This window comes from Bacillus sp. 22475 (genome assembly GCF_052044835.1).
Lineage (GTDB): Bacteria > Bacillota > Bacilli > Bacillales > Bacillaceae_G > Bacillus_A > Bacillus_A cereus.
Map to the genome: position 1 here is coordinate 206,941 of NZ_JBQENW010000010.1, position 16,984 is coordinate 223,924.

A 16,984-nucleotide genomic window follows, 5' to 3' on the forward strand; every position below is an offset into this window, starting at 1 on the left:
AAAAGCCCGATTGGTTCAACTAATAATCAGTGGCCCCACTGATTAAAGTTTCACTTTATATTTTAACGTTACAATAACTGTTTACATTTAGCAAATTATTAGTTACTATTCGAATAGTGACTAAAGGGGAGGTTAATAGTATGGATTTTTATTTAGACCCATCTGTATTAATGATTTTGATTGCTTTTGGATTTTTAGCTGCATTTATTGATTCAGTTGTAGGTGGTGGTGGACTCATTGCTTTACCAGCTTTATTATTTACAGGACTGAATCCAGCAAGTGCAGTAGCTACAAATAAGCTAGCATCGACAATGGGAAGTGCAACTAGTAATATTGTGTTTTATCGTTCTGGTAATCTTGATTTGAAATCGGCGTTTAAATTAGTTCCGCTCACTTTCATAGGTTCCATAATAGGGGCATGGACCGTTCATTTAATGAATCCAGAAGTACTGAAGCCATTGATGTTGATTATGCTTGGTGCGGTCGCTATTTATACGATATTCAAAAAGGATTGGGGTAGTATTTCCACTCATAAGAAATTGTCTGGTCGACACGTCATTATTTTTACTTTCTTTGTTTTTGCTATTGGTTTTTATGATGGATTTCTAGGTCCTGGAACAGGTTCATTTTTAATGTTTTCTCTTTTATTTATTGGGTATGATTTTTTAAAAGCAGCAGGTAATGCGAAGCTTCTTAATTTAGGAAGTAATGTTGGTGCATTATTGATGTTTATGTATGTAGGGCAAGTCAACTATGCGTATGGTTTTATAATGGGAATTGCTCAAATTGCTGGAGGGATTGTTGGCTCCAAATTCGCTATAAAAAAAGGAAGCGGGTATGTTCGTGCTCTTTTCATTACAGTAACTTGTTTATTGTTAGCGAAAAATCTGTATGACTATATTCAGTAAGTAATGTAGAAAAGGTTAACTATGTAGGCTACATAAATATAATAATTCCTTGTAACATATTTTAGATGCTACCTTATTCGAAGGCAGCATCTAAAAAAATTAAGGTAAGAGGGTGAAAATAATACAAACGAATATTTTCGGGGTATGTTTATGTACTTTAGCGAAATAACTATTCCATATTCTTCTTATAATTAACCCGCAACAACCCCTTAAAATCCACCTCAGCTATCAACACACTTACTAATATAAGTGTCGCCCCTAAATATCCTTTTCCTGTGAGCGTTTCACCTGTGAAAACGAAAGCGAAGCCTGCGGAAAAGACAGGTTCTAATGAAAAAATAAGTCCAGTATGTGTAGGCGTCGTGTATTGCTGGGCGATTACTTGCACGATGAATGCGACTGCGGTGCAGAATATGCTTAAGGCTAGAATGATGAGCCATGAGTTGGTTGTACTAGGCAGTTTTGGCGTTTCGATAATGAATGAAAAAATAAGACTAAATAGGCCGACGAAGCCGAGTTGTATAACTCCAAGTGCAATGGAGTTTACATGTTTCGTTACGCTGCCAGTGATGATGACGTGAATGGCATAAAATAAGGCAGACAGTATGCAAAATATATCGCCATTACCGATTTTGAATTCGCTCGTTAATGTTAATAAGCCGATTCCTATTATCGTTAAAAAGATTCCTACTATCACTTTCTTTTCCGGAATGTGTTTTAAAAATATAGCTGATAATATTGGAATGAAAATAACTGTGAGACATAGTAAGAAACCAGCGTTAGAAACACTCGTGTACTTTGTGCCGAAAGTCGCGAAAATGTAAACGATAAATAAGACAGAAGCGAGTAAAAATGCATATTTTACAGTTTTAAAATCGATTTTGAATAAATGTTTGTAAAATATTAAACCTGATAAAAGAAAGGCAATAATAAATCGTAATGCGATTAAATTGTATTCTTCTATGCCTTCAAGTCCAACCTTTGTAAGTAAGATGGATGCACCCCAAAAGAATGTAACTAGTAGTAGCCCTAAATCCGCTTTTAATTGTAGTTTCATATCTATTCCCTCGTTATGTATAAATTTTATAATCCCATACCCCTATCCCCATTATTCATTTTAATATTAATTCTGAATATTTGTAACTTAAATTTATCGACGTTTTATTCCATAAAAAAAAGAGGCTGTTTATAAAACAGCCTCTATGTATCTGAAAATCCAACCCTTGACTAAAGACTACGTAGAATCTCCAACCCTTTTCTTGCTAAATGAATCCCTGCTCTACCTTTTTTTATTTCCACATAACCTTTCATCTTCAGGAAGTTCAATCGGTGTCTAACCTGTGCTTCAGATAAATTTATTCCGACTTCTTGGCTCTTTTCAGAAATAATTCTTCTTCCGATTGTTTTTCCGTTTTCTTCATAATTCATAATGAGGGTAAGGATGAAAAGTGATTCTTTATCAAGAGCGTTTGAACTTGAGGAAGAGGGGGTTATACTCTCAACCTGGTCGCTATCTGTTTTCCTATGTGGAGGCTTTTGAAAATAATGTTGATTAGGCAAATCGTTTTTTGTTATTTGGTTTCCGGTACGGACAGCAAGCATATAATCTATCGTATTTTTAAGTTCTCTTATATTTCCGTACCATGGATATCCATGAAGTTCTTCAATCAATTCTTGTTCAATTTTGACTTTAGGGTCCGATAGCGCAACAAAATGTTTAGCCAATAATTCAATATCATTTCGACGAGCTCTTAATTCGGGAAGGTGTATAAAGAGTACTTTAAGCCTATGGTATAAGTCTTCTCTAAACACATTTTCTTGAATCATTTTTAGTAGATCTTTATTAGTTGCTGCAATAATCCGGACGTCTATCGGGATAATTTGGCCTCCGCCAACACGCATAATCTCTTTTTCCTGCAATACTCGAAGTAGTCGTGCTTGGAGTTTAAGGCTAATATCTCCAATCTCATCTAAAAAAATAGTGCCACCATTTGCTTGTTCAAATAATCCCATTTTCCCGCCCTTTTTTGCTCCGGTAAATGCTCCGTCTTCATAACCAAATAATTCACTCTCGACTAAATCATCCGATAAAGCACTAAAGTTAACGGCAAGAAAAGGGCCGCTATTTCGCAGAGAAGCATTATGAATAGCACTTGCAAATAACTCTTTTCCGGTACCACTTTCACCCTCAATTAATACAGTTAGATCAGTCTTAGCTAACCTTTTTGCAATTTGTTTCGTGTCTTGGATCGTAGAGCTAATCCCAACGATATTATGAAAATTGTATTTTGCTACATAACCTTTTTTGACAAATTCTTTTCTCAATTTACGTTCAAACCCAATGGTCTTAAGGGCATTTCTAAAAGTAACAATAATCGATTGATCATTTATATGTAGACGTTCCACTATTACATCCAAGCCGTTTACAACAAATATCCCGCTTTCTTGTTGCTTATTTGAAAGGATGAAGTTTACTAAATCAATATTATCAATAATGGCATCAACAGGATGACCAATAGCATTTTTACTTTTTATTTTCAGCATGCTTTCCAGAAATTCATTAAAGACAACAATTCTTCCTTCATAATCAATAGCTAGTATGCCATCACCAACACCATCAATAACTTGATGAAGTTGTCGATGAGCTTTAGCTAAATTCTTTGTTAAATCTACTATTTTTCGATAGTATCTCTCAGAAACGTGGTTACCTGATTCCTCCATTAAATGAAATCGATCTAGAATGGACATGATTGTAGTAATATCTATTAATCTATGACCAATATTAATTACTTTTTCTACAAAATCAGGGATAATTTCAAGTTCGCCAGGTGTGATTGCGAGCTTGATCATTTGTATATTCGTTTTTCCAGGATAGTATGGGACATATTCAATATGGTTCAGCCCCAATTGACGCATCGTTTCAATTGATTCGTATACTGTTTTATGATTATCATTCACATATAGGGCTTGTGTTCCTTCTGGTAAAAATAAAAGCTGGTCTACGTTTTCATAATTTAATGTTCGTTTTGCTATTATTACTTCGCAGTTTTCCCCAATAAAGTCTTTCACCGTTTCTATCGTAAATGTATTAGGTAACACAATTAATGTAGAATGAAATACTTTTGGAATACTTTCTTCTACAGAAAAACTTTCGATATCTATTAGATCACCTACCATCTCCGTTAGTTGTTGATGTAGGGCTTTTCGTGTTTCTTTTAAAACGGTGATCAATACAATGTGGTTGGTTTCAAATTTGTTCATAGAGCACCTCTTTAGTTGAATGTAATTGGTCTAAAGTTGGTTATTAATTGGTCATTATGTAACCAATTAATAACCAATTATAATACATTTCAGTATAGTAAACACCGATAAAACGACAAAATATTTAAAAATATGTAAATAATCACTTTAATTTTAATGTTGGCACGATATTTGCTTGTATCAATGGTGTGTAAAGAAATAATGAAATGAGTAGAGTCGTAATTTACATATTTAATTCTTTACCACTTGCTAGAAAAGGGAGGTTAAGAGTATACAATTTCAACAGAGAAAGACAACGAAACCATTTAAATTATGAGGTGAGAGAAAATGAAACCACTAATTGGTGTTACTGGGTATTATATTGATCATAGTGAAATAGGGAAGGAGGGCTTACGAGGGCTACCAGGTCAAGATATGGCTATCTTTTCTTATGACTACATTCGTTCAATTCAACGAGCAGGTGCAACGGTTGTTCTACTTCCAATTGAGGAAGTTGATCAAATTGAGTCCACACTTAATCAATTAGATGGATTGTTATTGGCTGGTGGCGCGGACATCAATCCGGTTTATTACGGTGATACTCCAAAAGCATATATAGGTACTGTAGAGGAAGAACGAGATAATTTTGAATTAAATCTGGCAAAGCAGGCTTTAGAAAAAGATATTCCTATTTTAGGAATTTGCCGAGGATTACAAGTGTTAAATGTTGCAGCTGGTGGAACTCTTTATCAAGACTTAGAGCACGAGATGGGGCCAGAATATTTCCATGTTCGAGAACAGTTCCGTAAATGGCAGGGCTCTCATTCCGTAGATCTTCTGGAAGAGGGGAAAATTTATGAGGCTATTGGCCAAAAATCTTTAATGGTTAATTCTTTTCACCATCAAGCAGTGAAAACATTAGGGAAAGATTTTGAGGCAAGCGCATGGTCCTTTGATGGTGTGATAGAGGCTATTGAATCCAAAGCTCATCGTCATGTAGCAGCGGTTCAATGGCATCCAGAAATGATGTCGGAAAAGGATGCTCTACAGCAACGTTTATTTAACCAATTTGTAAATGAAATTAGTAAAAAGGTAGTTAAATCCTAGCGTGTTATAAATAAAAGAATTGGTGGATAGCTTGGTACGTCATGGTAGTGGGGAAACCAGACTGCCAGCTGCCCGGAAAAGTAATAATCAGTGGGGGATGAACAAAAACCCCATTGAGCAACGTTTCATTTTATTGCAAAGGGGATTGGTATATGAGTCAAGTATCAGAGAAGGTAGTTTCATTCGAGCCAGAAGAAAAAAAGGAAAGAAAAGAATGGAAAATAAACGTATTTGCAATGTTACTTGTCTTGTTAGTTATTGCGGCTGTTATTACACATATATTGCCGGCCGGAAAATATGAACAGATTGAAAAAAATGGGTATACAACAGTAGATCCAAATTCATTTAAATGGATTGAATCAACGCCACTTGGATTTTTTGATACGGTAAAATCTATTCCTACAGGGATGGTAGAAGCTGCTAATATTATCTTTTTTATTCTTATTATCGGAGGGTTTTTTGGTGTATTAAAGGCATCTGGTACGGTTGAGGCTCTTGTTTCAACGATGGCAAAAAAACTTGCTAACCGTGAAAAGTTAATGATTCCTATTATCATGCTGTTCTTTGCGCTTGGCGGGTCATTAATGGGAATGGCGGAGGAAGCTTTAGTGTATGTACCTCTATTCATCCCGCTAGCTCTTGCGGTTGGATTTGATACGATAACAGGAACCGCGATGGTACTAGTAGGAGCGTCCGTTGGATTTACAACGGCAATTATGAATCCGTTTACAGTTGGACTTGCGCAAGGGATAGCGGGTCTTCCTATGTATTCGGGGATGGGGTTCCGCCTCATTTTATTCGTAGTCATATATGTAATTGCTGTTACATTCGTCTATCGTCATGCTATGAAAGTAAAGAGGGATCCTGCAAGCGGAATTTACGGAAAATTCGATACAAATGAGCAAGACAGCCTATTAACAGCGAAAGTAGAGTTAACAAAAAGACATAAATGGATATTAACAGCCTTTTTAATCAATTATATTATTCTTGTATTTGGTGTTATTAAGTACGAGTGGTATATAAAAGAAATTGCAGCTTTATTTATTATTTTAACTATAATCATTGCAATTCTCGGCAAGATATCTCTTGATGATACTGTAGAATCTTTTACACAAGGATCGGCATCTTTAATCGGGGGAGCTTTAATCATTGGTGTATCACGCGCTATTTTAGTTGTATTGAATCAAGGGCATATTATAGACCCGCTACTGTATCAAGTGTCGGAAGGAATGGAACATATTTCTCCTTTTTTAAGTGTTGTTGGAATGTACAACTTCCAAGTAGCGATTCATTTTATTTTAGCATCAGGTAGTGGTCATGCAATGTTGACAATGCCTATCATGGCGCCACTTGCAGATTTATTGGACATTACACGCCAAACAGCTGTATTATCCTTTTCATTCGCGGATGGTATTGGAAACATTATTCTTCCGACAGGTGGTACGCTAATGGCTGGATTAGCAATTGCAGGAATTTCATGGACAAGGTGGGCAAGGTGGATTCTTCCTTTAATTCTAATTGAATACTCAATCGGTTTAATAGCAGTTATAATTGCTCATCTTATTGGTTATGGTCCGTCTTAATAAAAGGTGGATATGCTTTCAATTATAGAAAGTTCGGATTTGAAGAAGATCGCTAAATAATGATGATAGAAAAGCCCGGTTTAGAAGGGCTTTTTTTCTATGTAAAATTTCATTTGTTTTGTTTACATAATATCTTTACAATCATTTGATAAAATAAAGTCAACTGCATATTGTGAGGGTGGGTGGTTATCCCTTCTTTCCATTTGGAAGGAAAGGGGGTGATAATATGGACTTTTTGTTTGACCTTGTAAAAGAGTTTGTCAAAGCGACTGTGCGTGAAGTTTCAGCGTATTTTTTGCGGAAGCAACTTCTGGGTAAGGACAACAAAAAACCCACTCCGCGCCGTAGGAAGCAAAAGGGTGGGTTTCGTAAAAAATAATAACGTATAATAACCACCACCCTATACGGTAGCAGTTAAGGAAGAGATGTTAGCGCATCTCTTCTTTTTATTATATGCCATTGTATTTGATGTCACACTTATATAGTATTCTACGGAAAATATATCATATTCCTATTTTGTGGTCAATTTGATCCCGCTTTAACGGGCAGTAAGACCCCCACCTCAAAATTCAGTGGAAGCAAAGAAGTTAGGAGGGGGATCAACTGCCCGTAAAAGTCCGATTGGTGAGGGCTGATAATCAGTGGGGGATGAACAAAACCCCCACTGATTAAAGTTTCACTTTATTGCATGATTGAAAAGGTGTAGTCTTATTCCTCTTCAAACTGAAAAATATCCCGATTAATAAGTTGGTGGAGATACCTATCCATTTCAGCAGCAGAAACTTTTCTTTCACTTTTAAACCACCATGCGCTTAATGAGGTGATTGCCCCTGAATAAAATTCAATGATTAAATCACTGGGCATCGTATGATTTTTGCAAAGTTGATTTAACGCTTCTATTTCTTGTTTTCTCGTTTCGTGACTTAAATGCTGTGTCCGGTTAATAAATTGTTCATCAGACATTTGTGTTTCTAATATTTTACCGATTTCTTCATGATGTAGAAATTGTTCCATTACTTGAAATGGTTTACTTAATCGATCTGAAACCGGTATTTCAGCAATCATCTTGCTGTATCGTTTAAATCCAAATGTTAATAAAGCATCTTTATCTTCGAAGTGTTTATAAAAGGTTGTTCGGTGTACCATTGCGCGGTCACATATTTGGTTAATCGTGATCGTACTATATTTCTGTTTTGATTGCGTCATTAATTCAAATAAGGAATCCCACAGTAATTTATGTGTACGTCTAATACGTAAATCAAGTTGTTTTTCACTATCGTTCATCTACAATTCTCCTTTTTTGTAGATTAAATATACAGTGGCTGAAAATTGATTCTCCCTTTTTAATCTACATATGTATATTATATTACATGTGTTCCGGTGTATTTAAAGTTTTTTAAGTAAGAAACAGGAGGAGAATCTGTAAATGAATATGACAACTAAGAGCCCAGCAAGTGGCAAAGTTGATACTTCTAATTTAAAACATACCCCCATTTTAATTGCGTTACTTTTAGGTGCAATGGTTGCATTATTAAATGAAACATTACTTGGTAATGCGTTAACGGTATTAATGAAAGAATTTGACGTAACCGCTTCAACGATTCAATGGCTTTCTACAGCTTACATGTTAGTAGTTGGGGTTTTAGTTCCAATTACAGCGTTACTTCAGCAATGGCTCACAACGAGACAAATGTTTTTGATCGCTATGGTAACGTTTTTAGTCGGTACATTAATTGCGGGATTCGCACCGACATTTTCCGTTTTATTAATTGGCCGTATCGTCCAAGCTGTAGCGACGGGGTTAATTACACCGTTATTAATGAATACGATTTTAATCATTTGTCCACCTGAAAAACGTGGTGCGACAATGGGATTAATCGCACTCGTGATGATGGCAGCTCCGGCAATTGGCCCTACATTATCTGGAGTAATTGTGGATTCATTAAATTGGCGCTGGTTATTCTATATTGTTATTCCTATCGTGATCATTTCCATTATGATTGGGATGAAGTACATTCAAAATGTTTCAGAGTTAACAAGGCCAAAAGTAGATTACCCATCTATCCTTTTATCGACATTAGGATTTGGCGGGCTTGTGTATAGCTTTAGTGCATCGGGTGATTTAGGATGGTCCGATGCAAAAGTGTATGGCACTTTAATTGTTGGGCTTATCTCATTATGTATTTTTGCCGTTCGACAATTGAAAATTGAGAATCCAATTTTAGAATTACGAGCATTTAAAGTTCCGATGTTTACATTATCAGTTGGATTAATTGTCATTGTGATGATGTCGTTATTTTCAACGATGACCTTATTACCGATGTTCCTGCAAACCGTTTTACTCGTTACAGCTTTTAAATCAGGAATTATCATGCTTCCGGGAAGTATTATTAGCGCCATAATGGGACCAATCGCAGGTAAACTATTTGATAAATTTAGTCCGAAAGTTATTATCGTTCCCGGCATTGTCTTAGTAGGAATTGCAATGTTCTTATTTAAAGGCATTACTCCTGATACATCAATGGTACAAATTATTGTCATGCATAGCGTATTAATGGTTGGACTCATGTTTGTCATGACAGCACAAACATACGGTTTAAATCAATTAACACCAGATTTATATCCGCACGGAACAGCACTATTTAGTACGTTGCAACAAGTAGCTGGCGCAATTGGTACAGCTATCTTTATTTCGAAAATGTCTTCAGGAACAACTAGCTATATGGAGAGCTCCGTAAATCCACTGGATCCAGTAGAGAAGTTAAACGGTTTAACTTCAGGGTTCCAAGGTGCATTTGCACTTGGGTTAATCTTTATTATTGTTGCATTTATCGTATCGTTATTCTTAAAAGAAGAGAAAGAAGGAGTAAAGGAAGCGAGAGTTTTACAGAACGAACATTAAGGTTTATATAAAAAAGACATCTTTCCCTAGAAAAGATGTCTTTTTTATATTTTTTCGTAACACTTGTTTTAGTTGTCTTCATACATAAGAATTGGTATGTACAATATTTATCCTTTTTGAGAATAAGGATGCAAAGCCGTACTAATAACTAATAGTTCACCAGATGATTTAGTGACATCGTATATAAATCTTGTTATGAGAATAGGCATAGTCATGATTATAATTCCAATTATTATTTGAAGAAGTAGATTGATGCTTTTATTCAGAACAATTACCTCCAAAAATAGGGATGGGGATATGGGATTTTGGATTATAAAGTGATTGTATTTATATTAAACGATTTACACGTTTTTATAGTAAAAATTAGAGACTCTTCAATAAAAAGGAATTAAATATGGTACTCTTTAGTTAAGATATTTAAACGAAGACAGGGGAAATGAAGATGGACAAGAAGCTAACGTATTGGCTAGCATCTATTATAGGTGTAGTAGTACTTGCAACTGGTATGACTTATGGAATGTTACAGTTTGCTGAAGTCCCGCTTGAGAGTGAGGACCATGTTTTTGCAGAGGTTAATAAAGAAGACACACTATCGAATGAAGCAGAAGTGAAAGGCTCAAATGCACAACTTCACATTACAGTAACTTCTACTGAAGAAGAAGTTATTTCAGCTATGCATAGCATGACTCATCAAAAAGTAAAAGCGTGTGAAGGAAAGGGAGCAACCCCTATGTCCAAAAAGAATGCAGAGAAAGTAAGAAACATTCTAAACGGAAACAATTTCAAGAATAAAGAAGAGCTATTAGCAATTACTGAAAGATGGGCAAATAGAGATTTTAGTAAAATTTTAGAAGAACATAACTATTTTATTAAACTTCAAGGTGGCGAGATAGGTGAAGCTACAGTAATGGATACGGTAGACGAGCAAATATTCTGTTTCAATACTTTCGGTGATGATGTAACGGCCGCATTAGTTAAATCAGGAGATCTTTAGGCGCTGTAAGGTGTTTTTCTTTAGTATAAAGAAAGCCTCAAGTATTCATATACTTGAGGCTTTTCCAATTGAAAGATAGGAATGATCCGAATTCCTTACATTAAGAACAAAGTGGAATTACTCCTAAACCAATTAATAAAGCTGCAGCAACTGCTGGAATTGGTACGGGAATTTGAATACCTTCTACAAATAAGAAATACTGACCACTTACTATTTTAAAACAAACTAATTGCATGGAAAATCCTCCCTTCTTTTAGAATTAATACATTATATTAATTTATCTATTTATTGTTGTAGTTAAATTATTTATTTTTTAAAATATAGTTAATATGTAAATAGTTTTCGAAAGGACCTGCTCAATCAATGCGGAAAAACATAAGATGAAACGAATCCATTAAAATACATGAGTGAACCTTAGTTTTCCCCTCTTATCTAAAGGAGGAACTATTATGGGTTATGGTGGTAGTTGTGGCGGTTGTGGCTTCTCGGGAGGCTTTGCTTTATTAGTTGTGTTATTCATTTTATTAATCATCGTTGGAGCTTCTTGCTTCTGCTAAAAACTATTGGAAAAGACACTCATATAGAGTGTCTTTTCTTTCGTGCAAAATGATTCCTGACAATAGCCAACTGTATAAAGTATGCGGTATACTTTTGCCTCATTAGACATATAAAAATGTTGGAGGGATGTTATGAAACTAGTAGGGAAGCAAATTTATATTCGGCTTTATAAAACTGCTGATGCTAACGAGTTAGCTAACTTACATATTAGAAATCGCGAATTTTTTCAACGAGTTTGCCCGTTGCTCCCAGAAGTTTTTTATACAGAAGAACATCAAAAAATACGTCTTGAACAAGCTCTAAAAAAGACAGCTGAAGGGCAAGTATATCCTTTTGGAATCTTTTTAAGAGAAAATGATAAACTTATCGGAGACATGTCATTAACTCAAATTGTTAGGGGAGACCTCCAAAGCTGTTATACGGGATTTACTTTAGATAAGGAGCATAATACAAAGGGCTATACAACAGAGGCTCTTCAACTTGTTGTAGATTTTGCTTTTAGGGAATTAAAGCTACATAGAATTGAAGCAGGAGCGATGCTTGATAATATAGCATCTATTCGCGTATTAGAAAAAGTAGGGTTTAAAAAAGAAGGTATAGCGAAAGAAAATATAAGGATTAATGGCAAATGGACAGATCATCAAATATTAGCTATTATCAATAGTTTGGATGTGTAAGCTTATTTTGATTCCAATAATGATAATTATGTAAAGGGCTGTCTATATCGACAGCTTATTATATTTTTTGCTTAGCGTGATTTTTTCGGAATGCTGGCGGCACCCCATGCCCATCAAGCTAACAGAACAGGTTGCCCCAAAACGAAAATTTCATCTTTTCATAGGCGTCCATGGGAATTTAGTTCATTTTTTTCGTTTTGGGGAACAATTAATTTCTTAAGTTGATAGCCATGTGGTTGTACCCCATACCCATCAACTTAACAATTTTATAACACTCTAAAACAACATTTCCCTAAAATGAAAAAAATGCTATTCTTTATATATATTTCTCCAGCAAGAATAGCGTTTTTTTATATCGATGGTTCTTCTATTTAATTACGATAGATAATTTGTAATTAGCATGTTCGTTTAGTTGAGTTAAGAATTGATCAAGGGCTTCATTAGATGGAAACTTACACTCTAGAAGATAACAACCTTCACCGCTAATTTTGAAGTTCTTTATGATATATTCCTGTTGTGTTTTTACAAATGATAAATAGGAACTGTGTTGAATGCTCCTTGTATAAATATTTATAAATGCGTGAACATAGTAACCTAGTTTTCTTTCATTCAGTTTAATCGTATAACCTTCTATGATGCCTTTCTCTTCCAGCCTTATTACTCTAGATGAGGTTGCTTGCCCCGTCAGATGGACTTTTTCTCCTAATTCTTTCATTGACGTACGGCCATTTTTCAATAACGCTTCTATTATTTTTTTATCTGTATCATCTAACACCGTGACACATCCTTTCACATTTCAAGTCAAACCTTACAAATTTTTGATTTTATCTATGTAACATGATTCCTCTCATATTTTATACTATTGGTGAATCATATAAAAGGGAGGAATACCGCATGGATATTAGACTTATACGTAATGCAACACTTGTTGTACATTATGCAGACAAGAAGTTTTTGATCGATCCTTTTTTAGCTGACAAAGGATCCACTCCACCGTTTCCAAATACACCAAATCAAGATATGAGAAATCCGTTAGTTAGTTTACCAATTTCTATAGAAGAAATTATTCAGGTTGATGCGGTTATCATCACGCATTTACATCCTGATCACTTTGACGAAGTTGCTAAAAAAGTTTTACCTAAGGATATAAAAATCTATGCACAAAATGAACATGACATTGAGGCTATTAATAAAGAAGGCTTTCACAATATAGAATCTTTACAGCATGTTACCAACATAGAAGAAATTAAGCTATTTAAAACAAATGGACAACATGGAACTGGCGAAATCACAAAGTTTACCGGTGAAGTATCAGGTATTGTATTTAATCATCCAGACGAGCCGAGATTGTATGTGGCAGGTGATACAGTATGGTGTAACGATGTTCAACAAGCAATTGACACGCACGACCCTGAAGTTATTGTGATCAATGGAGGTGCTGCTCAGTTTCTAGAAGGTGGCCCTATTACAATGACAAAAGAGGATATTTATGACACAAAACAGGCAGCACCACAGGCCAAAATTATCGTTTCTCATATGGAATCACTTAACCATTGCCTATTAACAAGAAAGGAATTGAATGACTTTATTGATGAGAAAGGATTATCTAACACTATTTTAGTGCCATCTGATGGGGAGTCCTATTCGTTTTAAAGTGGTGCAGTTAACCTAAACCAGAATATGAAAAGCCCGCTTTCTTAGTATGATGAGAAAGCGGGCTTTCGTTACTTCACAATCTTTGGTCTATAGAAAAAGGAAAAAATCACACCTGAAATTAAACTGATATAACCTTAAGTTGATGGATGTGTGGTTGTACCCCTATAAAAGAAAAGACACCCTAAGGTGCCTTCCTCCGACTTGAACCACATTAATTTTAATAATATGTATTGGACTCCCATTCAAGTATCATTTTTCTCAATGAATAATTGGTATATTTTAGGGTGTTTTTTACTATTTTTATGTTAAGATATTTTGGTTGATATTCATCTTATTTTAGGAGGTTGGAAGATCTGTTACATGCTTTTCATATGGATTTTAGTTTCTATACCAAAAGTATAAAAGTTTTGGGATTATTAGGGAACTCTACTCGATTATCAATTGTTTGTAAATTGATTACATATGGAGTGTTGTCAGTTTCTGATTTAAGTAAGCAAACAAAAATTACAGAAGATTTGATTGTACAACATTTGCGTAAATTAGCCTCTGGAAATATTGTAATTAGTGAACGTATAGGGAAAAGGCTTTATTTTAAAATAAAAGATAATAAAACAATTGAGATTATTAAGGTATTAGGATTACTAAGTTAATTTTAATTACTTTCAATATAAATGATTTTGCTATAACTCAATTGTGCAAAATCACATTTAGCCCGCCTACAGAAATAGGGAGGTTTTTAATATACAAAAAGGCGCCCATATAAGGGTGCCTTTTCCAATAGTTTTTAGCAGAAACAACTGCATCCGATAATGATTAATAAAATAAACAATACAACTAATAAAGCGAAACCTCCAGCGAAACCGCAGCCTTCGCCACAACTACCACCATATCCCATAACAATAGTGCCTCCTTTAGATTAGAGGGTAAAACTAGGGTTCATTCCATGTAATTTAATGGGTTCACATTACCTTATGTATTTAAGAATGAATTGAGCAGGTCCTTTTGAAAATAAGGGAAAGATGATCTAAGGCGCTTCACCTGAAGAGGGGTACGGCCACATGCCCATCAAGCTAACCAGGTAAATTACTAGATACAAAATGATCCTTGTTTCAAAACTAGCAAGTGATAAAAAAGTAGGCATGCTAAAGAAGCCTATTAAAACGCGATTTTTTCGCTAGGCAGCTTGTCTATACTTCACCGTCGTTTTATACACAATCCCTAGAATATCAAAAACGGTCATCTTCTTATACCTATGACATTTACGACCGTTTTTTTTGAGCAGCCGATAAAGGCGATGCAAAATTTTTAAAAGTTCTTCTGTGCCAACGGCTATCGCTTGAAACAGTAACGGAAAGTAATCTTTAATCATATAAATCGCTTTGTATTCACTCAGTTCCTGCTTTTTCTTTTCAAGCAGAAACCGTCGCATTTGAAACATTGTAGAAGAACAAAGGAGAATACCTATGAGTTGTCCATATAAATGACACTCTAGGCGTTCTCTTTTTATATTTTTACATTCATCAATTTCAAAGAATGACTTCCACGTTTTAAACAAAATTTCAATCTGCCAACGAAGTGAATATAATGAATGCACGTAGTTCGTCGGTACTTCTTCTAGCGACGTGTTCGTGATATATACATTCATGCTCATTAAACGTTTACTTTTATCCTTCATGACAATGCCTTTCTTCTTTTCACGTATTGCTTGGTTTTTCAGACGTGTTTGCGTTTGATCATCGGTTAAACGATGGATAATTACACGTGCTGGAAGTTTCTGATTTTGACCAATGTATGCCTCGGGGATTTCCATCGTTTCACCAGGGATTAGACCAGACAGCATTTGTGTCATATCAAGCTGGATGTATTCTGTTTGCTTTTTTAACGCACCATTGTTGAAGTATTCTGGTTCAGGGTTCTTGATATAAATGCGTGTATTCAACTTCAACCGCGAGATATAGTAAGCCTTTCTATCATGAATGGTTTGTAAGTCTCCTAAATCGAAGTACCCAAGATCACGTAAACACAAATCGTCCGCCTCTACGGTTTCAAGGCAGATGGTACCGTATGTTTTATTATTATTCTTTCCTGGTCCAAGCTGCACGTTAAGAAATTGGCCACTAAGTAAATCATATTCCAATTGGATTTTCACGCCTGCGGTATTACTACTCCCACCTGAACCTTGATAGTCAGTGGCGAAATGGTCAGGCAGTTGAAACACTGTTGCATCTAAAATACGGATACGATTGAAAGCAGAAATCACGTGTGCAGAAAGTGAGTGATTTGAACAGATTTTTTGTGTGAGAAGAGAAGTAAAGACTTCTCGAAGAAATGCGACAGCTGCTGGATTAAAGCGTTGATTCAGTCCTTCTGGGCTCATAAGTACCCCAGTAGAAACTTCTAACTGACTGCACAATTGTGCAAGTGATGTGCTAGCAATTTCTTGACTGAACCATACGCAAAGGGCAATGAGTTCGTTTGCTTGATACTTACTAGATCGCTGTACAAAGCCAACTTGTTTGGCGATATCTTGTAGGACTGCTGGAGATAAAAAGTATTGTAGCTCTTGTGCGAAAAGATTCAGTTCATTTGAAATAATAGGATTCATTAAAAACACCATCCTTTCTCATAAACTTCTTACGATAAGCATAGCGTTTTTTTATTTTAAGGGTATGATTTTAACTTCGGTTGATGGGCATGTGACGCTACCCTAATCTTTCGATTGAAGATAATACTCATTGATTTCACCCCCTATGCTTAGGAGTATAGAAAATCAACTTTGATTTGAGGCATATGAAGGGCTTTGATAGCGTATATGTGAAGGATTCAAATAAAACTGAAGGACTTAATTTGAAATTTAAAAAAGAATACGAGGGTCTAATTAACTAATCTTTGATTTATTAATTTGGTAATTATCAGGTAAATTAAGTATCTAACTAAAAAATATGAATTTTTATCTAAATATTTGATTTACTATTACTGGAATTTTAAGGATAATATATTTGAACTAATATTTGTCTAATGTATTAATAACTAAAAGTGAGGTGAAGTTAGTTGTTTAATAATTTAGGTATTTCTTTTTTATGGTTGTTACTTGCTTATGGTGTTGCAACATTAATAGTTTTTATACATATGCTAATCTCTAATAAATATTTTGGTGTGCAAAACGCGAAACAGGCAGGAACAACTTTTTTGAAATCACCAGTTTATGTTAAATCTAGACCCTATCAGGTTCTTTACAACGTTGCGATTTTTCCCGTTTTTCTATGGCTATATAGCAAAGGGATAGATACAGATAATGTAAAAGAATTTATGCTTAATACCGTTATTCAATGGACAGCATTGTCGATAATTATCGACTA

Annotated in this window: 18 protein-coding genes; 11 read left to right on the forward strand and 7 right to left on the reverse strand. The window is 35.0% G+C overall.

Annotated features, from left to right (window positions below):
- Positions 1–140 precede the first annotated feature (140 nt).
- Positions 141–908 (forward strand): TSUP family transporter, encoded by a 768-nt coding sequence (locus ACTJJY_RS18140; RefSeq protein WP_000348425.1) that lies wholly within the window; start codon positions 141–143, stop codon positions 906–908.
- Between the two features lie 169 nt (positions 909–1,077).
- On the opposite strand, the gene ACTJJY_RS18145 is transcribed toward ACTJJY_RS18140, so the two are convergent.
- A complete protein-coding gene (locus ACTJJY_RS18145) occupies positions 1,078–1,965 on the reverse strand; it encodes a DMT family transporter (RefSeq protein ID WP_440606195.1) in 888 nt (295 codons plus the stop codon).
- A 170-nt stretch (positions 1,966–2,135) separates the two neighbouring features.
- On the reverse strand, positions 2,136–4,169 hold the full coding sequence (locus ACTJJY_RS18150) for a sigma 54-interacting transcriptional regulator (RefSeq protein ID WP_440606196.1): 2,034 nt from the start codon (positions 4,167–4,169) through the stop codon (positions 2,136–2,138).
- Between the two features lie 327 nt (positions 4,170–4,496).
- Between ACTJJY_RS18150 and ACTJJY_RS18155 the strand changes: the two genes are divergently transcribed.
- The 3 genes from ACTJJY_RS18155 (at position 4,497) to ACTJJY_RS18165 (ending at position 7,217) form a co-directional block, all read left to right on the forward strand.
- Complete coding sequence (locus ACTJJY_RS18155; protein WP_327879344.1) at positions 4,497–5,255, forward strand: gamma-glutamyl-gamma-aminobutyrate hydrolase family protein; 759 nt, start codon at positions 4,497–4,499, stop codon at positions 5,253–5,255.
- A 152-nt stretch (positions 5,256–5,407) separates the two neighbouring features.
- Positions 5,408–6,838 (forward strand): YfcC family protein, encoded by a 1,431-nt coding sequence (locus ACTJJY_RS18160; protein ID WP_440606197.1) that lies wholly within the window; start codon positions 5,408–5,410, stop codon positions 6,836–6,838.
- Between the two features lie 226 nt (positions 6,839–7,064).
- The gene (locus ACTJJY_RS18165) at positions 7,065–7,217 is read left to right on the forward strand and encodes a hypothetical protein (protein WP_000346677.1); all 153 of its coding nucleotides are present in this window, start codon (positions 7,065–7,067) and stop codon (positions 7,215–7,217) included.
- A 329-nt stretch (positions 7,218–7,546) separates the two neighbouring features.
- Here the strand turns inward: ACTJJY_RS18165 and ACTJJY_RS18170 are convergent, their stop codons facing one another.
- Complete coding sequence (locus ACTJJY_RS18170) at positions 7,547–8,122, reverse strand: TetR/AcrR family transcriptional regulator (RefSeq protein ID WP_440606198.1); 576 nt, start codon at positions 8,120–8,122, stop codon at positions 7,547–7,549.
- A 142-nt stretch (positions 8,123–8,264) separates the two neighbouring features.
- On the opposite strand from ACTJJY_RS18170, the gene ACTJJY_RS18175 reads away from it, so the two are divergent.
- Together ACTJJY_RS18175 and ACTJJY_RS18180 are read left to right on the forward strand one after the other, a co-directional pair.
- A complete protein-coding gene (locus ACTJJY_RS18175; RefSeq protein WP_440606199.1) occupies positions 8,265–9,740 on the forward strand; it encodes an MDR family MFS transporter in 1,476 nt (491 codons plus the stop codon).
- A 442-nt stretch (positions 9,741–10,182) separates the two neighbouring features.
- The gene (locus ACTJJY_RS18180; protein WP_440606200.1) at positions 10,183–10,734 is read left to right on the forward strand and encodes a PRK06770 family protein; all 552 of its coding nucleotides are present in this window, start codon (positions 10,183–10,185) and stop codon (positions 10,732–10,734) included.
- 100 nt (positions 10,735–10,834) lie between these two features.
- Here the strand turns inward: ACTJJY_RS18180 and ACTJJY_RS18185 are convergent, their stop codons facing one another.
- Positions 10,835–10,969, reverse strand: a complete 135-nt coding sequence (locus tag ACTJJY_RS18185; protein ID WP_001177693.1) for a hypothetical protein — start codon at positions 10,967–10,969, stop codon at positions 10,835–10,837.
- 214 nt (positions 10,970–11,183) lie between these two features.
- Here ACTJJY_RS18185 and ACTJJY_RS18190 point away from each other — a divergent pair, with 214 nt between their 5' ends.
- Positions 11,184–11,291, forward strand: coding sequence for a YjcZ family sporulation protein (locus ACTJJY_RS18190; protein WP_000540375.1), 108 nt, complete (start codon positions 11,184–11,186; stop codon positions 11,289–11,291).
- 132 nt (positions 11,292–11,423) lie between these two features.
- Entirely contained in the window at positions 11,424–11,969 is a 546-nt protein-coding gene (locus tag ACTJJY_RS18195; protein ID WP_440606201.1) for a GNAT family N-acetyltransferase, read from the forward strand.
- Positions 11,970–12,336: 367 nt separating this feature from the next.
- Here the strand turns inward: ACTJJY_RS18195 and ACTJJY_RS18200 are convergent, their stop codons facing one another.
- Positions 12,337–12,744, reverse strand: coding sequence for an Lrp/AsnC family transcriptional regulator (locus tag ACTJJY_RS18200; protein WP_242269301.1), 408 nt, complete (start codon positions 12,742–12,744; stop codon positions 12,337–12,339).
- Between the two features lie 119 nt (positions 12,745–12,863).
- On the opposite strand from ACTJJY_RS18200, the gene ACTJJY_RS18205 reads away from it, so the two are divergent.
- Both ACTJJY_RS18205 and ACTJJY_RS18210 read left to right on the forward strand, forming a co-directional pair.
- Positions 12,864–13,622 carry an MBL fold metallo-hydrolase gene (locus ACTJJY_RS18205; protein WP_242269298.1) on the forward strand — a complete coding sequence of 253 codons (759 nt, stop codon included), beginning with the start codon at positions 12,864–12,866 and terminating at the stop codon, positions 13,620–13,622.
- A 374-nt stretch (positions 13,623–13,996) separates the two neighbouring features.
- Positions 13,997–14,275: an ArsR/SmtB family transcription factor gene (locus tag ACTJJY_RS18210; protein ID WP_440606208.1), complete on the forward strand. Its 279-nt coding sequence runs from the start codon at positions 13,997–13,999 to the stop codon at positions 14,273–14,275.
- A gap of 134 nt (positions 14,276–14,409) precedes the next feature.
- Here the strand turns inward: ACTJJY_RS18210 and ACTJJY_RS18215 are convergent, their stop codons facing one another.
- Both ACTJJY_RS18215 and ACTJJY_RS18220 read right to left on the reverse strand, forming a co-directional pair.
- Positions 14,410–14,520, reverse strand: coding sequence for a YjcZ family sporulation protein (locus tag ACTJJY_RS18215; protein WP_000540371.1), 111 nt, complete (start codon positions 14,518–14,520; stop codon positions 14,410–14,412).
- Between the two features lie 279 nt (positions 14,521–14,799).
- The gene (locus ACTJJY_RS18220; RefSeq protein WP_440606202.1) at positions 14,800–16,230 is read right to left on the reverse strand and encodes an IS4 family transposase; all 1,431 of its coding nucleotides are present in this window, start codon (positions 16,228–16,230) and stop codon (positions 14,800–14,802) included.
- Positions 16,231–16,676: 446 nt separating this feature from the next.
- On the opposite strand from ACTJJY_RS18220, the gene ACTJJY_RS18225 reads away from it, so the two are divergent.
- Positions 16,677–16,984: hypothetical protein (locus ACTJJY_RS18225; RefSeq protein WP_440606203.1), on the forward strand; the 308-nt coding region annotated here is incomplete at its 3' end.